Source organism: Pseudomonas sp. H1_A03, assembly GCF_054685145.1.
This window is the reverse complement of record NZ_CP162829.1, coordinates 1787837-1809594: the sequence shown is the minus strand read 5'-3', so window position 1 is coordinate 1809594 and position 21758 is coordinate 1787837. Positions and strand designations below refer to the sequence as shown.

General features: G+C 61.2%; 14 protein-coding genes and 1 pseudogene. 5 read left to right on the top strand and 10 right to left on the bottom strand.

What is annotated here, in order from left to right:
* Positions 1–82 precede the first annotated feature (82 nt).
* The 8 genes and pseudogenes from AB4O35_RS08315 to glnE all read right to left on the bottom strand — a co-directional run.
* Positions 83–1525, bottom strand: coding sequence for a lipopolysaccharide kinase InaA family protein (locus tag AB4O35_RS08315; RefSeq protein WP_065909709.1), 1443 nt, complete (start codon positions 1523–1525; stop codon positions 83–85).
* Positions 1525–2277 carry a lipopolysaccharide kinase InaA family protein gene (locus tag AB4O35_RS08310; protein ID WP_065875264.1) on the bottom strand — a complete coding sequence of 251 codons (753 nt, stop codon included), beginning with the start codon at positions 2275–2277 and terminating at the stop codon, positions 1525–1527. Before AB4O35_RS08310 ends, AB4O35_RS08315 begins: the two co-directional genes overlap by 1 nt.
* Entirely contained in the window at positions 2274–3008 is a 735-nt protein-coding gene (locus AB4O35_RS08305; RefSeq protein WP_049710351.1) for a lipopolysaccharide kinase InaA family protein, read from the bottom strand. Before AB4O35_RS08305 ends, AB4O35_RS08310 begins: the two co-directional genes overlap by 4 nt.
* Complete coding sequence (gene rfaP / locus AB4O35_RS08300) at positions 3008–3814, bottom strand: lipopolysaccharide core heptose(I) kinase RfaP (protein WP_065909710.1); 807 nt, start codon at positions 3812–3814, stop codon at positions 3008–3010. The genes AB4O35_RS08305 and rfaP overlap by 1 nt, the downstream gene beginning before the upstream one ends.
* Entirely contained in the window at positions 3811–4935 is a 1125-nt protein-coding gene (locus AB4O35_RS08295; RefSeq protein ID WP_065879866.1) for a glycosyltransferase family 4 protein, read from the bottom strand. The genes rfaP and AB4O35_RS08295 overlap by 4 nt, the downstream gene beginning before the upstream one ends.
* Positions 4935–5996 carry a lipopolysaccharide heptosyltransferase I gene (waaC, locus tag AB4O35_RS08290; protein WP_065879864.1) on the bottom strand — a complete coding sequence of 354 codons (1062 nt, stop codon included), beginning with the start codon at positions 5994–5996 and terminating at the stop codon, positions 4935–4937. Before waaC ends, AB4O35_RS08295 begins: the two co-directional genes overlap by 1 nt.
* Position 5997: 1 nt before the next feature.
* Positions 5998–7032, bottom strand: a complete 1035-nt coding sequence (gene waaF, locus AB4O35_RS08285; RefSeq protein ID WP_065879862.1) for a lipopolysaccharide heptosyltransferase II — start codon at positions 7030–7032, stop codon at positions 5998–6000.
* Between the two features lie 233 nt (positions 7033–7265).
* Positions 7266–10193, bottom strand: a pseudogene (gene glnE, locus AB4O35_RS08280) (bifunctional [glutamate--ammonia ligase]-adenylyl-L-tyrosine phosphorylase/[glutamate--ammonia-ligase] adenylyltransferase); the annotation flags it as partial.
* A 383-nt stretch (positions 10194–10576) separates the two neighbouring features.
* Here glnE and aceE point away from each other — a divergent pair.
* From aceE to msrA, 4 genes are all read left to right on the top strand, one after another.
* Positions 10577–13222: a pyruvate dehydrogenase (acetyl-transferring), homodimeric type gene (aceE, locus tag AB4O35_RS08275; RefSeq protein WP_065879860.1), complete on the top strand. Its 2646-nt coding sequence runs from the start codon at positions 10577–10579 to the stop codon at positions 13220–13222.
* A gap of 10 nt (positions 13223–13232) precedes the next feature.
* On the top strand, positions 13233–14882 hold the full coding sequence (gene aceF, locus AB4O35_RS08270) for a dihydrolipoyllysine-residue acetyltransferase (protein ID WP_065945559.1): 1650 nt from the start codon (positions 13233–13235) through the stop codon (positions 14880–14882).
* 316 nt (positions 14883–15198) lie between these two features.
* A complete protein-coding gene (locus AB4O35_RS08265; protein ID WP_065875273.1) occupies positions 15199–17883 on the top strand; it encodes a putative bifunctional diguanylate cyclase/phosphodiesterase in 2685 nt (894 codons plus the stop codon).
* Between the two features lie 72 nt (positions 17884–17955).
* Positions 17956–18603, top strand: coding sequence for a peptide-methionine (S)-S-oxide reductase MsrA (gene msrA, locus AB4O35_RS08260; protein WP_065875274.1), 648 nt, complete (start codon positions 17956–17958; stop codon positions 18601–18603).
* A 171-nt stretch (positions 18604–18774) separates the two neighbouring features.
* Here msrA and AB4O35_RS08255 read toward each other — a convergent pair whose 3' ends face one another.
* On the bottom strand, positions 18775–19611 hold the full coding sequence (locus AB4O35_RS08255) for a 23S rRNA (adenine(2030)-N(6))-methyltransferase RlmJ (protein WP_049710361.1): 837 nt from the start codon (positions 19609–19611) through the stop codon (positions 18775–18777).
* 174 nt (positions 19612–19785) lie between these two features.
* Here AB4O35_RS08255 and AB4O35_RS08250 point away from each other — a divergent pair, with 174 nt between their 5' ends.
* The gene (locus AB4O35_RS08250) at positions 19786–21063 is read left to right on the top strand and encodes an O-acetylhomoserine aminocarboxypropyltransferase/cysteine synthase family protein (RefSeq protein WP_065875275.1); all 1278 of its coding nucleotides are present in this window, start codon (positions 19786–19788) and stop codon (positions 21061–21063) included.
* Here AB4O35_RS08250 and AB4O35_RS08245 read toward each other — a convergent pair.
* Positions 21049–21732: a DUF4123 domain-containing protein gene (locus AB4O35_RS08245; protein ID WP_065889133.1), complete on the bottom strand. Its 684-nt coding sequence runs from the start codon at positions 21730–21732 to the stop codon at positions 21049–21051. The two genes, AB4O35_RS08250 and AB4O35_RS08245, sit on opposite strands and share 15 nt — an antisense overlap.
* Between the last annotated feature and the right edge of the window lie 26 nt (positions 21733–21758).

The following is a 21758-nucleotide window of genomic DNA, read 5'->3' as shown; positions in this document are numbered from 1 at the left end:
ACACCTGTAGTGAGCGGGCTTGCCCCGCGCTGGGCTGCGAAGCGGCCCTAGCGTTTTTTCAAGTAAAAAGCGGTGTCAGGGATCAGGCGGTCTGCTTGGGGAGGCGCTGATCAATCAGCTGATACAACGCACTGCTCTCAGGCCAATTACGCATGAACCGCGCGCGGTCCCTGGCAAACGCTGGAGCGAAGCTGGCTGGGGTGCTGTGTTGGCGCATGGCATCCAGGTCGATCAACGACCAGCGATCCTTGTCCCAGAACAGGTTATGCCCCTTGAAGTCGCCATGGCTGATGCGCTCGCGGATCAGCTCGGCGAACAGGTGATCCAGGGCGAGCAGTTCGTTTTCCGGCGCGTCACCGTTCTCAACGTAAGGCGCAAAGCGCTCGATGATGTCCGGCCCCGGCAGGAATTCGGTAATCAGGTAAGCGCGACCGCGCAAGCCGAAAAAGCGCTTTTCCAGCACGGCCAGCGGCTTGGGCGTAGCGATACCGAGGAACGCCAGGCGATTGCCTTCACGCCAGGAATGCCAGGCACGACTTGGGCGCCAGAAGCGCTTGAACCAGTGGGCGAAACTCTTGATGTTGTAACGCTTGATCACCAATGGGCGACCCGCCACTTCGGCCTTGGCCACCGTGGCGGTTCCACCGGTCTTGTACAAGTGGCCCTGCTCGAGCAAGGCATCGGCCTGTTCCAGCACCGCCAGCATCGCGACTTCTTCCTCGCGACGGATTGCACGCAGGGCAAACGGCCCGCGCAGCACACTGAACAGCGTGCATTCGCGACCGACCTTGTTGAGAAAGTCCTTCAGCCGCCAGGCGCTGACCTTGCGCACCTGTTTTTCCAGGGCCTCCAAGGGCAAAGCGTGCTCGCCGTTGCCCAGCAGGTAGTACACCAGCAGCTCTTCGGTAAATGGCTCGAGATTCTTCGGCAACTGGGCGAAAAACACCCCAAGGTTCTCCAGTACGCGGTTGCGCGACAGGGGCTTGCCCGCCTCTTCGACGCGAATCCCGGCACCATCGATCAAATACAGCTTGCCGTCCCGACGCAGCAAGTTGTCCAGGTGCAGGTCTTCCTGCCACAGGCCTTTGGTGTGCATCAGGGCAATCGCACCCAATGCCTCGGCAAGCACCGCAGTTTGCTCGTCAGCCAAGGGCGGCAGGCTTTCGACCGCGTGCCAGGCATCCGCCAGGCTCTCGGCGCCTTCGATAAATTCGAACAACAGCCAACCGCCCTCGCCTTCCTGCAAGCCATCGGCCAGCAACAACGGTGTGGTCAGGCCTTGCTCGGCGAGCAGGCGCACGCCATTGAGTTCACGCTGAAAGTGCCGCGCCGCCTTGCTGCCCACCAGCAACTTGGCCAGTACTGGACGCCCGCGCCACACCGCTGCGCCTACGTAGCGCTCGCCCGGCAGCACGCGCAACAGGCTCAGCAGTTGCAACTGGCCTGGGCCCGCCGCATCGGCCAGTTCAATCGTCAGCGGCAGGGTGGGAGTACGGCCGGCGGTTTTCAGCTCGGACAAACGCATCAACGGTTTTCCTTGTGACTACGACGGGCGCCAAGGCGCTGGAACCAAGTGGCGACCAACTCGCTGCTCTCAGGCTGCTCCAGATACGCCGCCAACAGTTGGCGGACCTGCGCATCGGACCATTGTGGTGCGCGACGCAACAACGGCTCCAGATCCTTGACCCGATCACGCCAGCCGAACAGCAGCGGGCGGGTTTTCTCCAGGTCGATCAACTGCGCGGCATAACCGTCACCGGTGGCCCGCAGGAAAATATGCTTGGGGTAGAAACAGCCATGCACCTGGCCGACGCTGTGCAGTCGGCGTGCGAGTTGGCCACAGGCCAGCAGGATCGCGCGGTGCTGGGCATCGCTCAGTGAAGGCCACTGCTCCAGCAACGAATCCAGGTCATTCCAGCCGTCCAGGGCGCGGGTCAGCAGCATCGCGCGGTGTTCGCCAGCGACTTTTCGCTCCCCGTAGAACGCCGCTTGCAAAGCTGGAATACCGAGCTTGCGATAACGGCTGATATTGCGAAATTCGCGGGAGAAACTCGGCTCGCCAAAGGGGCGGTGCAGGCTACGCGTCAGGTAATTGCTCTGGCGCTTGAGGTAGTAACCGTGGCCGTCGAGCTCCAGGCGAAACACGCTGCTCCAGCCGCCGCGACTGGTATTCGGCTCGTCCACCGCATCCAGTTGTTTGGCCCACAGGGCATCGAACGTCGCCAGGCCGTTGCGCTCCAGCAGCGCACGGTCTTCAGCCGCCAGGAAATCACTCATTCGCGTCCCTCGAAAAACTTCACCACGTGGCGAATACGCTGCTTGTCCGACGCACTCAGGTGCCGGCGCTGACGGTACTGCATGTAGAAGCGCAGGCGCTGGGTGGCGGACAGGTGATACTTGGCCACCTTGTCCAGGCAGGCCAGGTCTTTGGTAATACGGTACTTGAGCCAGAAGCCACGCCAGAAATCGCCGTTGGGGCAATCGATCAGGTACAGCGTTGTCTGGTCGTCGATCAGCAGGTTGCGCCACTTCAAATCGTTATGGGTAAACCGATGATCGTGCATGGTGCGCGTGTATTCAGCGAGCTGGCGGCTCACCGCGTCGACCCACTTCGGATCGCGCAGGCGAGCATCCTTACGCTCGGCCAGCACCGACAGGTCTTCCGTCCTCGGCAACTCGCGGGTGATCATCGCACCACGGTCGTAGGCCAGGCCTTTGCGTTCCAGGCCCCAGGCAACCACGTCGGCAGTGGGAATGCCCCACTTGGCGAAGCGCTTGAGGTTCTGCCATTCGGACTTGACCCGGGGCTTGCCCAGGTAACGCCGCAAGCCCTTGCCGGCGCCGACGTAACGCTTGACGTAGTAATTGACCCCGCCGCGCTCCACCCGGATCACCTCCGACAGCGGGTCGCGGGTCAGCCGCTCACCTTGCAGGGCAAAAACCGCTTCGAGGCTTCCAAAATCATCCGCCAGGTGGGCGTAGGCAGGCTCCAGAATCCAACCCGCCATCAGATTGCATCCCCGTAACGTTGCTTGCGCGCATAGAGCTTGTCGGCCTTGCGCTGCATCAGGCTCAACGACGCCGATTGCTCGGCCAGGATCTGGCGCAGCGGTTGGCGGAAGTAGCCCTTGAGAAAGCGCAGCTTGTCGCGGCGGGTCAGGCCGATTTCCAGCGCTGAGTAGTACAGCGCCGACAGGTCCTTGTCGCGCCAGCGCAGCGGCAGATGGGCCCGCAATTGGGCGCGGTGCAGGTCGATCACCGACAGCTTGATAGTGCTGGCATCAATGGGCTTCGAGGTGTCCAGCAGGAAGTGGCACAGGTAGCAGTCGCGGTGATTGACGCCACCTCGGTGCATATCACCGACCATCCGCGCCAGCTCAGCCGTAAGGGCGTGGCGCAATGCAGGTGCAGGCGGATCGGCCACCCAATTGATCGTCAGGTCTTCCAGGCTGATCGTTGGCGCCAGCTCTTCGGTGATGATGAACGAATGCTGGTCCGCCGGGTTGCTGCCCTTTTCTCCGAACGCCACGCCGGTCATGGTCGGCACGCCCAGTGCCTGCAAGCGGTGGATGGCGTCCCACTCCAGGCCGGCGCCGAGCACCGGCAACTTGGCGGTGATCAGGTTCTTGAAGATTTCCGCCCAACCAATGCCGCGATGGATTTTCACGAAATACGGGCGGCCATCGACCTCGGTGCGCAAGGTGCGACGCGCCGCCAGCTCACGGAATACCTGGCCTTGCAGTTTCTCGACTTCGGCAAAGGCATCAAGCCCGGCCCACAACGTCTTGAACGGTTCGGCAAGAATCAACTTCATCGTTTTGGCTCCGCCAGAATCACATCTGCCGCGTGCTGCGGCATGCTGTAGAGGTCGGCCGTCTCGGCGAAGGCCAACCCATTGCGGCTCCAGGCCGCGCGCTGTGCAGTGTCGGTGAGCATCTGGGCCAAATACTGGTTCAGCTGCGTTTGCTCAAACGGCTCATCCAGCACCAGGCCGCTGTCGGCCTCATTGATGTAATGCGCATAACCACACACGGCCGAGACCAGCACCGGCAACCCGGCCACCAGGGCTTCAAGCAATACGGTGCCAGTGTTTTCGTTGTACGCCGGGTGGATCAGCAGGTCGGCGCCCAGCAGGAAACGTGGGATATCACTGCGGCCTTTGAGGAACTGCACGTTATCGCCCAGCCCCAACGTGGCGCTCTGCAACTGGAATACCTTGGGGTCGTCCTGGCCGATTACAAACAGGCGCGTGCGCTTTCTAAGCGCCGATGGCAAAGCGGCCACGGCCTTCAGGCTGCGGTCGACGCCCTTGGTCTTGAAGCCGGAGCCGATCTGCACCAGCAACAGATCGTCTGCGCCCAGGTTGAACTCCTTGCGGAAACCTTCGCGAATCTCGGCGGCATTCGGCGGCGCGCGGCGGTCCTGGGCAATGCCCGGCGGCAGCAAGTGGAAGCGTTCCAGCGGGGTGTCGTAATACTTGATGAACAGCGGCTGCTGCACTTCGGAAATCATCAAGACTTCGGTCTTGGCGTCCTTGGCAAACACCGCGCGCTCGTACTCGGCAAAGTGGCGATACCGGCCAAAGCTTTTGTACAGCGAATGGCGCAGGTTTTGCGCCTTGTCTTCAAAGCAGCCGTCGGCGGCGTAGTACACGTCCAGGCCAGGCATTTTGTTGAAACCAATCAGGCGGTCCACCGGGCGCTGGGCCAGGTCGGCCTCCATCCAGGCGCTGAGTTTCTCGTTGCGCCGATGGTTGAAGAACGCCTTGACCGGCGCCACCAGCACTTCGAAACCGGGCGGGATATCGCCTTCCCAGATCAGCGTGTAGACACGAATCTGGTGGCCGCGCTGCTGGCATTCCAGGGCGATGCGCATGAAGTCACGCTGCAGGCCGCCAAAGGGGAAATATTTGTACAGAACAAAAGCCAGTTGCATCAGTGCAGCTCCTCAGCCAGTAACAACGTGCTCAGTCGGCTTGCCACACGCTCAGGGTTCAGGCGCGTGAAGCACAGGGGCGACTCGCGCGTGATGTCGAACCGACGCAGGTCGTCGGCCGTCGGTTGATAGGTACAGTGTTTTTGCAGGCAGGGCGCGCAGGGGAAGTCGCTCGCCAGGTGAATCTGGCCCTTGCCATAGGCGCCAGTGAGCCCTGGGTTGGTCGGACCGAACAGGGAAATGGTCGGCACGTCCAGCGCAGCAGCCAGGTGACCGAGACCGGTGTCAACCGCCACGCAGGCGCGTGCGCCGGCCAATACGCGGGCGACACCGGCCAGGTTCAGCTTGGGCAGCACTTCGGCATTTGGCAGGCCCTGCGCCAGGCGTTCGGCGCGGGCTTTTTCGGCGGCGTTGCCCCAGGGCAATTTCACGTCCACACCCAGGCGGCCCATGCGTTCGGCCAACTCACGCCAGTAGGTTTCTGGCCAGTGCTTGGTGTCCCAGGTGGTGCCGTGCAGCAGCAGGACGAAGGGTTTTTTCGGCGGCAGGCCGAGCAGCTTATCGACGCCCAGGCCATAGTCGCCCAGGCCTTTGGGTAAGTCATAACCCAGCGCCACGGCGAACAGTTGGCGCAAACGCTCCACCGCATGTTGCCCGCGGGCCACGGCCAGGCGCCGGGAGTAAAAGCGTGCTGCGAACGGTTCACGGGCCGAGTGCTTGTCGAAACCGGCTACCGGGGCACGTACATAGCGGGTCAGCCAGGCGCTTTTAAGCAGGCCTTGGGCGTCGATCACCAAGTCGTACTTGGTCGACTGGACCTGCTGCTTGAAGCGCCGCCATTCGCCACTTTTGAGGGTCTGCCAGATGTTTTTGCGCCAGCGGCGAATCGCCACCGGGATGACCTTGTCGACCGCCGGATGCCAGGTGGGAATTTCGGCAAAGCCCTCTTCCACGACCCAGTCGAATTGAATGCCGGGGATCGCTCGCGCCGCGTCGGTCAGTGCCGGCAACGCGTGGATCACATCGCCCAGGGATGAGGTCTTGATTACCAGTACGCGCAAACTATCGGACCTCGACCACAGAGCCCTGCAACCGCTGCAAGGCTTCGTTCACCGGCTGCGGCAGCAATTGGCGCATGCAGTTGTAGTGACCGAAACGGCAGGTGCGCTCAAAGCACGGACTGCACTCCAGGCCCAGGCGCACGACTTCGACCTTATCGGCCAAAGGCGGGGTGAAACCAGGGGAAGTGGAGCCGTACACCGCCACCAATGGGCGGTTCAGCGCGGCGGCGACGTGCATCAGGCCGGAGTCGTTGGACACCACCGAATCAGCGCAGGACAGCAGGTCGATGGCCTCGGCCAGGGACGTGTCGCCACTGAGGTTGACCGACTCTTCGCGAAGACCGGGAATCAGGCGCTGGCGAATATCTTCACCCACCGGATGATCCTTCTTCGAACCAAACAACCACACCTGCCAACCTTCGCGGATCTTGGCCTCGGCGACCTTGGCGTAGTGTTCCGATGGCCAGCGCTTGGACTCGCCAAACTCGGCCCCTGGGCACAGCGCCAGGACCGGACGGTCGAGTTGCAGGCCGAACTTGGCCAGGGCGGCGTCGCGGCTGACCGGGTCGATCTGCAGGCTCGGGCGCGGATACGGCTTGGGCAACTCGGCACCCGGCTCGTACGCCAGGGCCATGAAACGCTCGATCATCAGCGGGTAGCGGGCTTTGTCCAACCTGCGCACATCATTGAGCAGCACGTAGCGAAACTCGCCGCGCCAGCCGGTGCGTTTGGGGATGCCGGCAAAATACGGCACCAGCGCCGACTTGAGCGAGTTGGGCAACAGGATCGCCTGGTCGTATTCGCCCGCCAAGGATTTACCGATGCGGCGGCGGGTCGCCAACTCCAGGGCACCGTGACCGAGCGGGAAGCTCAAGGCCTTGCGCACCTCGGGCATGCGCTCAAGGATCGGCCGGCTCCACTCAGGGGCGAGCACGTCGATCTGGCAGTCTGGGTAGCGCATGCGCAGGCACTGGAACAGTGTCTGCGCCATCACCATGTCACCGACCCAACTGGGCCCAACGATCAGAATATTCATGTAGTTTCCACAAACGATACGGGGAGGCTTATGCCTCCCCGCCTCGATAATGACTATAAGACCGGGTTTGTGTGAACACCGGTTTGTGTGGGAGCGGGCTTGCTCGCGAAGGCATCACCGCGGTCCGATAGACAGACCGCAGCGCCTGCTTCGCGAGCAAGCCCGCTCCCACATAAAGCCGGTTTCCACATCAGATCGGCGTCGCTCAATTCATCAAGTTTCAGCTTAACCCCCAGTTCTTTCCAGATTCGCATCACCTGGCGCCGTTCGTCGGCGAACTGATCCCCGGCCACCGTACCGGCCTCGTTTTGCAAGGCCTGGCGGTGCGCGGCGGAACGGTAGGCCTTATACACCTCACGCAGCAGATGGGCATCGGTGGCGGGCATCAAGCCCACCTGCTCCAGGCCTTCCAGAATGCGGATATTGTCGGTATAGCGCAGCAACGATGGATGTTGCGCAGACCACGCCAAAGCCGCGTATTGCACCATAAATTCAATATCGACGATACCTCCGGCGTCCTGCTTGAGGTCGAACGCCGCCGTGGCTTCGAAGGCATTGGCGCCGGTGCCGGCCGCCGTGGTCTTGGTACCCAGGTTGTCACGCATCTTCGCGCGCATCTCGCTGACCTCCTGACTCAGCTTCGCCAGGTCCCGCTCCCGGCCCAACACTTTAGCCCGGACGTGTTCAAACGCATGCCCCACATCCTGGCTACCGACCAGCACCCGCGCACGGATCAATGCCTGGTGCTCCCAGGTCCAGGCTTCATTTTGTTGATAGCGATCGAACGCTCCCAGTGAACTGACCAACAGCCCGGAGGCCCCGGAAGGCCGCAGGCGCATGTCCACTTCATACAGCTGGCCGGAGTTGGTCTGGGTGGTCAGCAAGTGAATGATGCGCTGGCCCAGGCGCGTGAAGAACTGCGCGCCATCGATCGGCTTGGCGCCATCGGTTTCAGCCTGCGGGTCGCCGTCGTGGATAAACACCAGGTCCAGGTCCGAACCATGCCCCAGTTCGATCCCGCCGACTTTCCCGTAACCGACAATAATGAACCCAGGATCGCACAACGTACCGTCCAACCGCTGTGGCGAGCCGTGACGCGCGACGGTCTGGCGCCAGGCCAGGGCCAGCACCTGCTCAAGAATGGCCTCGGCAAGCCAGGTCAGGTAGTCGCTGACTTTCATCAGCGGCAGGCTGCCGGCGATTTCCGACGCGGCCACGCGCAGGCGGTGAGCCAACTTGAAGTGCCGCAAGGCTTCCATCTGCTGCTCAAGGTCGTCCTCGGGGATTCGCGTCAGGCGCTCGCGCAGTTCAGCCGCAAGCTCCGGCGCCAATGGCGGCTTGAACAAACGGCCTTCGTTAAGCAATTCATCCAGCAGCAGCGGGAAGCGGGTGATCTGTTCGGCGATCCACGGGCTGGCGGCGCACAGGGTCAACAGGCGACGCAGGGCATCGGGGTTTTCCGTGAGCAGCACCAGGTAGGCAGAACGCCGGGCGACCGCTTCCACCAGCGGCAACACGCGCTCCAGCACCAGGTCCGGGTTGGCGTGTTCGACAGCCTGGGCGAGCAGACGCGGAATAAATGCATCCAGGCGTTCGCGCCCCAGGCGCTGCATGGCACGCAGTTGCGGGCTGTTGCGCAGGCCGGCCAACGCTTTGAGCGCCTTGGTCGCGTCAGTGAACCCGCCTTCGGCCAATTGGCGGCAGGCCGCTTCGTCGTCTTGGGATTCTTCCCACAACGGCAACCACTCACCGCCCACGACCAGCTCGCTTTCTTCACCCTCTTCTTCGTCTGGATCGGCAATCACTTGACGGAAATGCCAGTCCACGCGCCCGCGCCAGTACATCAGGCGCTCGTGGAACGCGGCCCAGTCGGCGAAGCCCAGCATAAAGGCAATGCGCGCCTGATCTTGCGGGTCGTCCGGGAGCATTTGCGTCTGGCGGTCGGCAATCGCCTGGATCGCATGTTCGGTATAACGCAGGAATTCGTAGCCATTGCGCAATTCGGCGATCACCGCCGGCGGCAGGTAGCCCTGGCCTTCCAGGGTGCCGAGCACCTTGAGCAGCGGCCGCTGTTGCAAGCTGAGGTCGCGGCCGCCATGGATCAGTTGGAAGGCCTGGGCGATAAATTCCACTTCGCGGATACCGCCCGAGCCCAGCTTGATATTGTCGGCCATGCCTTTGCGCCGCACTTCCTGCTGGATCAACTGCTTCATGGTGCGCAGCGCTTCGATGGCGGAGAAGTCCAGATAGCGCCGATAAACGAACGGTCGCAGCATATCGAGCAGTTGCGCACCCGCCACCTGGTCGCCCGCCACCACCCGCGCCTTGATCATGGCGTAGCGCTCCCAGTCACGCCCCTGGTCCTGGTAGTACTGCTCCAGCGCATTGAAGCTGAGCACCAACGCGCCCGCTGAACCGTAGGGGCGCAGGCGCATATCGACGCGGAACACAAAGCCGTCAACCGTCATCGGGTCGAGGGCCTTGATCAGTTTTTGACCAAGGCGGATGAAAAATTCCTGGTTGTCCAGCGAGCGTTTAACACCGACGGTTTCGCCGCCTTCGGGATACGCGAAAATCAGGTCGATATCCGACGACAGGTTCAGCTCCACCGCGCCGAGCTTGCCCATGCCGAGGATGACCATGTGCTGCGGCTCGCCGCTGCGCCGGCCGGTAGGCGTGCCGAACTGCGCGCAGTGGCGCTGGTACAGCCACTGGTAGGCCTGGTCGATGCTCGCATCGGCCATATCGGAAAGGTCGCGGCAGGTTTGCACCAGATCCGCCTGGCGGGTCAAATCGCGCCAGATGATGCGTACTTGCTGGCGGGTACGCTGGCGACGCAACACACGGCCCAGCTCGTCTTCTGTTTCGGCTTGTTGCACTGCGCCAGCAATTTGCCCGCACAGCTCGCCAGGGGCGAACCCCCGGTCCAGCTCGCCCCAGGCCACCAATTCGAGCAACATCAAAGGGTCACGAACACTCTGTTCAATCACGAAATCACTGGCGGCGCACACGCGGACGAAGTCGGCCCACCGTTGCGGCGTCCACGCAGAAAGTCCATGATCGTCGTCCAGCGCGGCCACGGCGTCACGAAATGACTGCTCGGCCCGCTGGGCTTTTGGCAAGAGAATGGCCGGCAGTTCGGCCAGCGTTGGAAGGCTCATGGTCTATCCTTGATCAGCGCGTAAATGGCGGGTTGCGGTGGACGTGATACCGGCGCTACATGAAGGACTGTCGAACAAAGGTTATAAATAGCTGAAAATTCATAGTTGTTGGCAGGGAACATTAAACTTCTACCTTTTCTTGTTCGCAAAAGATCAACAATAACGATTATGCTCACCAGCCAGACCGAGCCATACGCTCAGTCTTGTGTAGTTTTACTACTCGTATATACATTCGAAAGGCTGAAATGGCCGACGATTTGTAGTAAAACTACAGGACGCCGAAGCAACCTTCGGCCATCCAAGAATTTATGTCGTCTGCCCACAAGGCCAGTCGCAAACTTCAGGCAACCGATTCTGGTAGCCTTTCCGCCCTGGAGCAAGCCATGCAAGACCTCGATCCCGTCGAAACCCAGGAATGGCTGGACGCCCTGGAATCGGTTCTCGACAAAGAAGGCGAAGACCGTGCTCACTACCTGATGACCCGTATGGGCGAACTCGCGACCCGCAGCGGCTCGCAACTGCCTTACGCCATCACTACGCCATACCGCAACACCATCCCCGTTACCCACGAAGCACGCATGCCTGGCGACCTGTTCATGGAACGCCGCATTCGCTCGCTGGTACGTTGGAACGCCATGGCGATGGTAATGCGCACGAACTTGAAAGATTCTGACCTGGGCGGTCACATCTCCAGCTTCGCCTCCAGCGCAACCCTGTATGACATCGGCTTCAACTATTTCTTCCAGGCGCCGACCGACGAACACGGCGGCGACCTCATCTACTTCCAGGGCCACACCTCGCCAGGCGTCTACGCCCGTGCGTTCATGGAAGGCCGCATCACCGAAGAGCAGATGAACAACTTCCGCCAGGAAGTCGACGGCCAGGGCCTGTCGTCCTACCCGCACCCTTGGCTGATGCCTGATTTCTGGCAGTTCCCGACCGTTTCCATGGGTCTGGGTCCAATTCAAGCGATCTACCAGGCACGCTTCATGAAGTACCTGGAAGCCCGTGGCTTCATCCCTGAAGGCAAGCAGAAAGTCTGGTGCTTCCTGGGCGACGGCGAGTGTGACGAGCCGGAATCCCTGGGCGCCATCTCCCTGGCCGGCCGCGAGAAGCTCGACAACCTGATCTTCGTCATCAACTGCAACCTGCAGCGCCTCGACGGCCCGGTTCGCGGCAACGGCAAGATCATCCAGGAACTCGAAGGCGTATTCCGCGGCGCTCACTGGAACGTGACCAAAGTCATCTGGGGCCGTTTCTGGGACCCACTGCTGGCCAAGGACGTCGACGGCATCCTGCAACGTCGCATGGACGAAGTCATCGACGGCGAGTACCAGAACTACAAAGCCAAAGACGGCGCATTCGTGCGTGAACATTTCTTCAACACGCCAGAACTCAAGGCGATGGTTGCAGACCTGTCCGACGACGAGATCTGGAAACTCAACCGTGGCGGCCACGACCCGTACAAGGTCTACGCGGCGTACCACGAAGCGGTCAACCACAAAGAACAACCCACCGTCATCCTGGCCAAGACCATCAAGGGTTATGGCACCGGTGCTGGCGAAGCGAAAAACACTGCGCACAACACCAAGAAAGTCGATGTCGACAGCCTGAAGTTGTTCCGCGACCGCTTCGACATTCCGGTCAAGGACGAAGAGCTGGAAAACCTGCCGTTCTTCAAGCCTGAGCCAAACAGCGCCGAAGCCCGCTACCTGAGCGAGCGTCGCACTGCACTGGGCGGTTTCGTGCCGCAGCGCCGCGCCAAGAGCGTAAGCATTCCGACCCCGCCACTCGATACCCTGAAGGCTATCCTGGACGGCTCGGGCGACCGTGAAATCTCCACCACCATGGCCTTCGTGCGGATCCTCGCGCAGCTGGTCAAGGACAAGGAAATCGGTTCGCGCATCGTCCCGATCATCCCGGACGAAGCCCGTACCTTCGGTATGGAAGGCATGTTCCGTCAGTTGGGCATCTACTCCTCCGTCGGCCAGCTCTACGAGCCAGTCGATAAAGACCAGGTGATGTTCTACAAGGAAGACAAGAAGGGCCAGATCCTCGAAGAAGGCATCAACGAAGCGGGCGCCATGAGCTCCTTCATCGCTGCCGGTACTTCGTACTCCAGCCACAACCAGCCGATGCTGCCGTTCTACATCTTCTACTCGATGTTCGGCTTCCAGCGTATTGGCGACCTGGCGTGGGCAGCCGGCGACAGCCGTACCCGTGGCTTCCTGATCGGCGGTACCGCCGGCCGGACTACGCTGAACGGCGAAGGCCTGCAACACGAAGACGGTCACAGCCACATCCTGGCTGCCACCATCCCGAACTGCCGCACCTTTGATCCAACCTACGGCTATGAGCTGGCGGTGATCATCCAGGACGGCATGAAGAAGATGACCGAAGAGCAGCAGGACGTTTTCTACTACATCACCGTGATGAACGAGTCCTACCAGCAACCTGCCATGCCGGCCGGTGTTGAGGAAGGCATCATCAAGGGCATGTACCTGCTCGAAGAAGACACCAAGGAAGCAGCGCACCACGTGCAGTTGATGGGCTCCGGCACCATCCTGCGTGAAGTGCGTGAAGCGGCTAAGATCCTGCGTGACGAATTCAACGTCGGCGCTGACGTGTGGAGCGTTACCAGCTTCAACGAACTGCGTCGCGACGGCCTGGCCGTTGAGCGCAACAACCGTCTGCACCCTGGCCAGAAGCCACAACTGAGCTACGTCGAAGAATGCCTGAACGGCCGTAAAGGTCCGGTCATCGCGTCCACCGACTACATGAAGCTGTTTGCTGAACAAATTCGCCAGTGGGTCCCGTCCAAGGAATTCAAAGTCCTGGGCACCGACGGTTTCGGCCGCAGTGACAGCCGCAAGAAGCTGCGTCACTTCTTCGAAGTCGACCGTCACTTCGTGGTGTTGGCAGCCCTGGAAGCCTTGGCTGACCGTGGTGAGATCGAACCCAAGGTGGTGGCTGACGCTATCGTCAAGTTCGGGATCAACCCGGAAAAACGCAACCCACTGGACTGCTGAGGAGATTTTTGTGAGCGAACTCATTCGCGTACCTGACATCGGCAGCGGTGAAGGTGAAGTAATCGAGCTGTTTGTGAAGGTCGGCGACACCGTCGAAGCCGACCAGAGCATCCTGACCCTGGAGTCGGACAAGGCGAGCATGGAAATCCCTGCTCCCAAGGCCGGCGTGGTCAAGAGCCTGAAAGTGAAGCTGGGCGACCGCCTGAAAGAAGGCGACGAACTGCTGGAACTGGAAATCGAAGGGGCTGCTGATGCAGCGCCTGCGGCGGCGCCTGCTGCCGCTGCCGCACCCGCGCCTGCTGCTGAAAAGCCTGCTGCTGCCGAGGCCCCTGCTGCCCCTGCGGCTGCAGAACCTGCCGCCGCCAGCGTTCAGGACATCCACGTCCCGGACATCGGCTCGTCGGGCAAGGCCAAGATCATCGAGCTGCTGGTCAAGGTCGGCGACACCGTCGAAGCCGACCAGTCGCTGATCACCCTGGAGTCCGACAAGGCCTCCATGGAAATCCCTTCGCCGGCTGCCGGCGTGGTGGAAAGCATCGCGGTCAAGCTGGAAGACGAAGTCGGCACCGGTGACTTCATCCTCAAGCTGAAAGTACAAGGCGCTGCGCCTGCAGCCGCTCCAGCACCTGCCGCCGCTCCGGCTGCCAAGGCTGAAGCTGCTCCGGCTGCTGCCGCCCCTGCGCCTGCTGCAAAAGCTGAGGCCGCTCCGGCCCCTGCTGCTGCCGCACCTGCGCCAAGTGGTGCCAAGGTTCACGCCGGTCCTGCCGTGCGTCAATTGGCCCGTGAATTCGGCGTTGAGCTGAATGCTGTGTCGGCAACCGGCCCTCACGGCCGCGTGCTGAAGGAAGACGTTCAGGTCTACGTCAAATCCATGATGCAGAAAGCCAAGGAAGCGCCGGCTGCCGGTGGCGCTACCGGTGGTTCGGGCATTCCGCCAATCCGCACCGTGGACTTCAGCCGCTTCGGCGAAACCGAAGAAGTGCCGATGACCCGTCTGATGCAAATCGGCGCGTCGAGCCTGCACGCGAGCTGGCTGAACATCCCGCACGTAACTCAGTTCGACCAGGCCGACATCACCGACCTGGAAGCTTTCCGCGTTGCGCAGAAAGCCGTGGCCGAGAAGGCCGGCGTGAAACTGACCGTGCTGCCACTGCTGCTCAAGGCGTGTGCGCACCTGCTCAAGGAACTGCCGGACTTCAACAGTTCGCTGGCGCCAAGCGGCAAGGCGATCATTCGCAAGAAATACGTGCACATTGGCTTTGCCGTCGACACCCCGGAAGGCCTGCTGGTACCGGTCATCAAGAACGTCGACCAGAAGAGCCTGCTGCAACTCGCTGCCGAAGCCGCTGCACTGGCTGCCAAGGCCCGCGACAAGAAGCTCACCGCAGACGACATGCAAGGCGCGTGCTTCACCATCTCCAGCCTCGGTCACATTGGCGGCACTGGCTTCACGCCAATCGTCAACGCGCCGGAAGTGGCGATCCTGGGTGTGTCCAAGGCCACTATCCAGCCTGTGTGGGACGGTAAAGCGTTCCAGCCTAAGCTGATGCTGCCGCTGTCGCTGTCCTACGATCACCGCGTGATCAACGGCGCCGCTGCTGCTCGCTTCACGCAGCGCTTGAGCCAACTGCTGAACGACATCCGCACCATCCTGCTGTAAGTCTCAACGGGCCTCCTCCTCACCGAGGAGGCCTGGCTGCACCGATTTCCGAGCGCCACGCTCGTACCTCAACCCCGCCACTTGGCGGGGCTTTTTTTGCCTGTTTTCCAGCAGGAAGCTGGATAAAGAAGACAGGTTTGTACACCTTCCATCATTCCGATTGAAGAAACCCCTCCCGCGGCCGATAACCCCCTTATAGCACTTAGCCTTCATCCTCTCTTGTCAGCCTGCGCCGCATGATGCAACCTTGCCGCAGGCAACAGAAAAGAGGGCGTAAGCCCGGCGCCGTGCGCGTTATTTCAAGTGAGTCTGCCCCATGAAAAGCCAACCCGATGTCGCCCGAATGGCGGCCGAGGTAGTGACGCAGTTACCGGTGCCTTCGCGCCTCGGTATGCTGCGTTTCGAGCGGCTTAATGAGGCAAGCTGGGCCCTCCTTTACCTCGACCCCAATTGCGAGCGCCAATTCGGTCTGTCGGCCGTAGAGTTGTGTGCCCTGCTCGGCACGCCCTACGCCAGCCTGATGGAACCCCAGGCGCGTTATGAACTGCACGACACCATCCAGCAGCAACTGGCCCTGAGCCCTCACTACTTGGTGCGCTATACCCTGCACACCAATGATGGCCCGCTGAGCCTGCTGGAAATGGGCGAAGCCTATAAACAACACAATCGCCACTTGCTGCGCGGCTACCTGATGGTGGTCGACGGCCTGTTCAGTGAACTCCCCGCTGCCGTGCCCACGGCAGACCTGGAAAACCAGAACAGCCGCCTGCAGATCGCGCTGGAGCTCAACCAGCGCGCCCAGCAGGAACAGTTGCAACACTTGGAGCGGGTGCGTGCCCAACAGGAGTTGATCCTGCTGCTGGCCCGGCAGCGCTACACCACCAACAACTCGTTGCAAGAAGCCGCTGAGCTGATCACCCGCAGTGCCTGTGATATCTACCAGATCGACTGCGCCAGCATCTGGAACCTCGAAGGCCAGCGCCTGGTGCCCATCTCGGCCTACCACCGCGACGACCAGCAGCACCACCTGCCCGACCCCATTGACGCAAGCTGCTTCCCGGATTACCTCGAAGCCCTGCACACCAGCCGCGCCATTGACGCCACCAACGCCTTGCGCGACCCGCGTACCCGGGAAATGGCCGAGAACAAAGACATTCACGCCATGCTCGACGCGAGCATCCGCGTCGATGGCCAGGTCGTCGGCGTGTTGTGCCTGGAACAAAGCAGCTGCACGCGCGCCTGGCAGGCCGACGAAATTGCCTTTGCCGGCGAACTGGCCGATCAGTTCGCGCAAGTCATCAACAACCACAACCGCCGCACCGCCACCAGTGCCTTGCATTTGTTCCAGCGTGCCGTGGAACAAAGCGCCAACGCGTTTTTGCTGGTCAACTGCGACGGCGTGGTGGAGTACGTCAACCCAAGCTTTACCGCGATCACCCAGTACAGCGCCGAAGAAGTCCACGGCCACCGCCTGGCCCAATTGCCGGCGCTGGAAAACCTCAGCGAATTACTGTTCGACGCACCGTCGAGCCTGGCCAAGAGCAACAGCTGGCAGGGCGAATTCAAAAGCCGGCGTAAAAACCTCGAACCCTACTGGGGCCAACTGTCGATTTCCAAGGTCTATGGCGATAACCGTGAGCTGACGCACTACATCGGCATCTACGAAGACATCACCCAGACCAAGCTGGCCCAGCAGCGCATCGAGCGCCTGGCCTACACCGACAACTTGACCAACCTGGGCAACCGCCCCTCGTTTATCCGCAACCTGGATGAACGTTTTGCACGTGACAGCGACAGCCCGATCAGCCTGTTGCTGGTGGACATCGATAACTTCAAGCGAATCAACGACAGCCTTGGCCACCAGACCGGTGACAAACTGTTGATCAGCCTGGCGCGCCGCCTGCGCAACAGCCTGAGCGCCAGCGGCAGCCTGGCCCGCTTTGCCAGCAACGAGTTTGCGGTACTGCTCGACGACACCGATCTGGAGACCGGCCAGCAGGTCGCCAGCCAACTGCTCGCGACCCTCGACAAACCGATGTTCGTCGATAATCAGTTGATCAGCGTCACCGGCTCCGTGGGCCTCGCCTGCGCGCCGCTGCATGGCCGCGATCCGCAAACCCTGATGCGCAACGCCGGCCTGGCCCTGCACAAGGCCAAGGCCAACGGTAAACACCAGGTGCAAGTGTTTACCGAAGCCCTGAATGCCGAAGCCAGCTACAAACTGTTCGTGGAAAACAACCTGCGCCGCGCCCTCACCCAGAACGAGTTGGACGTGTTCTACCAGCCCAAGCTGTGCCTGCGCAGCGGCCGCTTGCTGGGCATGGAGGCGCTGCTGCGCTGGAACCACCCGGAAAAGGGCATGATCCGCCCGGACCAGTTCATCAGCGTGGCTGAAGAGACCGGGCTGATCATCCCCATCGGCAAATGGATTGCGCGCCAGGCCTGCCGCATGAGCAAGCAACTGAGTGCCGCCGGCATGGGCAATCTGCAGGTGGCGATCAACCTGTCGCCCAAGCAGTTCTCTGACCCGGACCTGGTCGCGTCGATTGCCACGATCCTCAAGGAAGAACAACTGCCGGCCAATCTGCTGGAACTGGAGTTGACCGAAGGATTGCTGCTCGAAGCCACCGAAGACACGCGCTTGCAACTCGATCAGCTGAAAAGCTTTGGCCTGACATTGGCCATGGATGACTTCGGCACCGGTTACTCGTCGTTGAGCTACTTGAAAAAATTCCCCATCGACATCATCAAGATTGATCGCAGCTTCATTCACGAAATCCCGGACAACCAGGACGACATGGAAATCACCTCAGCGGTGATCGCCATGGCCCACAACCTTAAGCTCAAGGTCGTGGCCGAGGGCATCGAGACGGTCGAGCAACTGGCGTTCCTGCGCCGGCACCGTTGCGATGTCGGCCAGGGTTACCTGTTTGACCGCCCAATCCCCGGCGCAGAGCTGCTTGATAAGCTCAAACGCTATCCGCGCGGGCCAATCGCCTGACAGCGTTGTAACACTCGGGCACACTGGCGGTCTGAATTCGCATCTAACTCAACCTGACTGAGAGGACTGATCATGGTCTTGCGCTCGGAAATTCTGGTGAACAAAAACGTGCTGCCAACTCAAGAACAAGCGTTGCCTGGTCGTGAAACCCCAATGACGCTGCCAGAGACTCATTTCGTCAACGGCAACCCGCTGCTGGGGCCGTTCCTCGATGACGTCGGCTTTGCGATCTTCGGCCTGGGTTGTTTCTGGGGCGCCGAGCGCAAGTTCTGGGAGCGCGATGGCGTGGTCAGTACCGTGGTGGGTTACGCCGGCGGTTACACGCCGAACCCGACCTATGAAGAAGTCTGCTCGGGCCTGACCGGCCACAGTGAAGTGGTGCTGGTGGTGTATGACCAAGCCAAAGTGAAATACGAAGACCTGCTGAAGATGTTCTGGGAACTGCACAACCCAACCCAGGGCATGCGCCAGGGGAATGACATTGGCAGCCAGTACCGCTCGGTGATCTATGCGACCACGCCGGAGCAGTTGGCGGCGGCGCAGGCCAGTGCTGATGCCTATCAGGCTGAATTGACCAAGGCCGGCCTGGGTGAGATCACGACGGAAATCGAAGAAGCGCCGACGGTGTACTTCGCCGAGACGTATCACCAGCAGTATCTGGCGAAAAATCCGCAGGGCTATTGCGGGATCGGCGGTACGGGCGTGAGCTGCCCGATCTGACGCTATATCTAGGGTTATTGTAGTGAGCGGGCTTGCCCCGCGCTGGGCTGCGTAGCAGCCCCACAACCTCACACTGAGGTTTACCTGAAACATCTCAGTGGATTTATTGGGGCCGCTACGCAACCCAGCGCGGGGCAAGCCCGCTCACTGCACCAACGCCCTTCACTGCAGTTATTCAGCGATCAGCCAATCCATCTGCCACCCACCCTGGGTCTGCCCAAGTTTTTTGGACAACCACGGCAGCAGCTCACGCAACTCCTCCTCCAGGCCCCACGGCGGGTTGGCGATTGCCAGGCCCGAGCCGGTCAGGGTGTTGGGCGTGTCCAGCGGATGCACCAGCAACTCCACACGCAGCAACTTCGGCGCACCGGTGCCGGCCAGGTCTTGGTAGAAACGGCGCAACAGGCGCTGGTCCTTCACCGGGTACCAGATGGCCGCGACGGTCTGGCGCATGCGGCTCACGGCTTCTTTGAGGGACGCCGCGCAACGTTGCATCTCGTCGAGTTTCTCGAACGGCGGGTCAATCAGCATCAGCGCACGCTTTTCCGGCACCGGCAGCAAGGCACGTGGCACATGCCAGCCTTCGCCCAAGTGTACCTTGACCCGGCGATCACCTTTCATGTTGTCCTTGAGCAGTAGACCGTCTTCCGGATGCTTTTCATTGAGCAGTACGCGGTCCTGTGGACGCGTGAGGCGCCGCGCCAGCTCCGGCGAGCCCGGGTAGTAGCGCAACTCGCCATCCGGGTTCATTTCGTGCAATACACGCATGTAATCGGCGGTCAGCGGCGGCAGGTCGCTTTCGCCCCACAGGCGCGCGATGCCTTCCAGGTATTCACCGGTGCGGTTGGCCTGGTCGCCTTGCAGGTCGTACAGACCGATGCCGGCGTGGGTGTCGAGGTAGGCGAACGGCTGCTCCTTGCGCGACATCAGGGCGATGAGGCGGGTCAAGGTCAGGTGTTTGAAGACATCGGCGTGGTTGCCGGCGTGAAAGGCGTGACGATAATTCATGGTTGCTCCTGCGCAGGGGGCGAAGTTTACCTTTTACGCAGGCTCAGGTGCAGGGTGGCGTGCCGGGCGGTGCTTATATCGTAAAGACAGGAAGCTGGTTGAAAAAAATCTAAATGTCAGCACTGGAGCAGATTTATTGTGGCCATCCACTATCCAGGGAGGTCAATAACAATCATGAAAGACGCCACCATCGCGCTGCATCACGGCTTCAAGTCCGATCCGACTACCAAGGCCGTCGCCGTGCCGATCTATCAGAATGTCGCTTTCGAATTCGATAACGCCCAGCACGGCGCCGACCTGTTCAACCTGGACGTACCCGGCAATATCTACACACGGATCATGAACCCCACCAACGATGTGCTGGAGCAGCGCATTGCCGCCCTTGAAGGGGGTATTGCCGCCCTGGCGGTGTCGGCCGGCAGCGCGGCGATCCATTATGCGATCCAGACCCTCACCCGTGCCGGCGACAATATCGTCACCACCCCGCAACTCTACGGCGGCACCTACACCTTGTTCGCGCACTTGCTGCCGAGCTTCGGCGTCGATGTACGTTTCGCCCGGGATGACTCTGCAGAAGCCATCGCCGCGCTGATCGACGACAACACCAAGCTGGTGTACTGCGAAAGCATCGGCAACCCAGCCGGCAATATCGTCGACCTGGAAGCCTTGGCCAAGGTGGCCCGCGCCCGTGGCGTGCCGCTGATGGTGGATAACACCGTCGCCACGCCGATCCTGTGCAAGCCGATCCAGTTCGGCGCCGATATCGTGGTGCACTCGGTGACCAAGTATATCGGTGGCCACGGCAATTCCCTGGGCGGTGTGATCGTCGACAGTGGCACCTTCCCCTGGACCGACTACCCAGAAAAATTCCCCGGCCTCAACACCCCCGAGCCGGCCTATCACGGCGTGGTATACACGGAAAAATTCGGCCCCGCCGCCTTTATCGCCCGCGCTCGCACCGTGCCGCTGCGCAACACCGGCGCGGCGCTGGCACCGATGAATGCTTTCCTGCTGTTACAGGGCCTGGAAACCCTGGCCCTGCGCATGGAGCGCCATACCGAAAACGCCCTGAAAGTTGCGCAATTCCTGCAAGACCACGCGGATGTCGAGTGGGTCAGCTACGCCGGCCTGCCAGACCATCCACATCACGTATTGGCGCAGAAATACATGCAGGGTAAACCGTCGGCGATCCTGTCGTTTGGCCTAAAGGGTGGTTACGAGGCCGGTGTGCGCTTCTACGACGCGCTGCAGATCTTCAAGCGATTGGTAAACATCGGCGATGCCAAATCCCTGGCCTGTCACCCCGCCTCTACCACCCATCGGCAGATGAACGAGCAGGAACAAGCCAAGGCCGGCGTGAAGCCGGAGATGATTCGCCTGTCAGTCGGTATCGAGGCGATTGAAGACCTGATCGAAGATCTGCAGCAGGCACTGGGGTCAACTCAGCTCTGAGGCAAGATAGTCGGCCAGCGCCTGATGGCTGACATCCGGACCGCGCGAGAAGTAGGCGACCTTGTGCTGCAAGGTCGTCGGCGGGAAAGCGGTGTAGAGGTCGGGGCGCTGCTCTTCCAGCCACTGCAGCAAGTTGCCGATAAGGGTTTGCGGCGATTGCCCGGCCAGGTGCTCCAATAACGGTGCAGGCACCCGCCACCACGGGCTGGCTTTAGCCGCCGTGACCGGGCCAGTCGCAACGGTCAGCGACTGGCCATTGATCAGGTAACGCTGGAATACCGGCAACACCTCCCCCCCTACTTGCTGGAGGATCGGTAGCATCTGATCGCCATCCCATAAACGCAAAAACACCTCCTGGCCATCGGGCAGGTACACCTTGGTCAAGCCTTGCAGATGTGCCACCACCCTTTCCAACGGGCTCGACGATATGGCCAGCCACCCCCAATCCGTTGCGTCAGTGGAGGCGGCCCAATCGAGGAAAGGGCTGCCCGGTTCGACGATACCCAAGTAGGGCATTACCTCTTCCCATGTCGCATAGGCGGTGCCGGCCCAAACGGGTTGCAGTGGGGCGCCGACGGCAAGCGCCCGCCAAGCCTCCAAAGGCTTGGCGTCGCTGGCAGCGCCCAATACCGCGAAGAGTTGTTCACCAGCAAGCAAGGGTTGATGCATCGACGTAAAGTCCTTTTAAGGTGGAG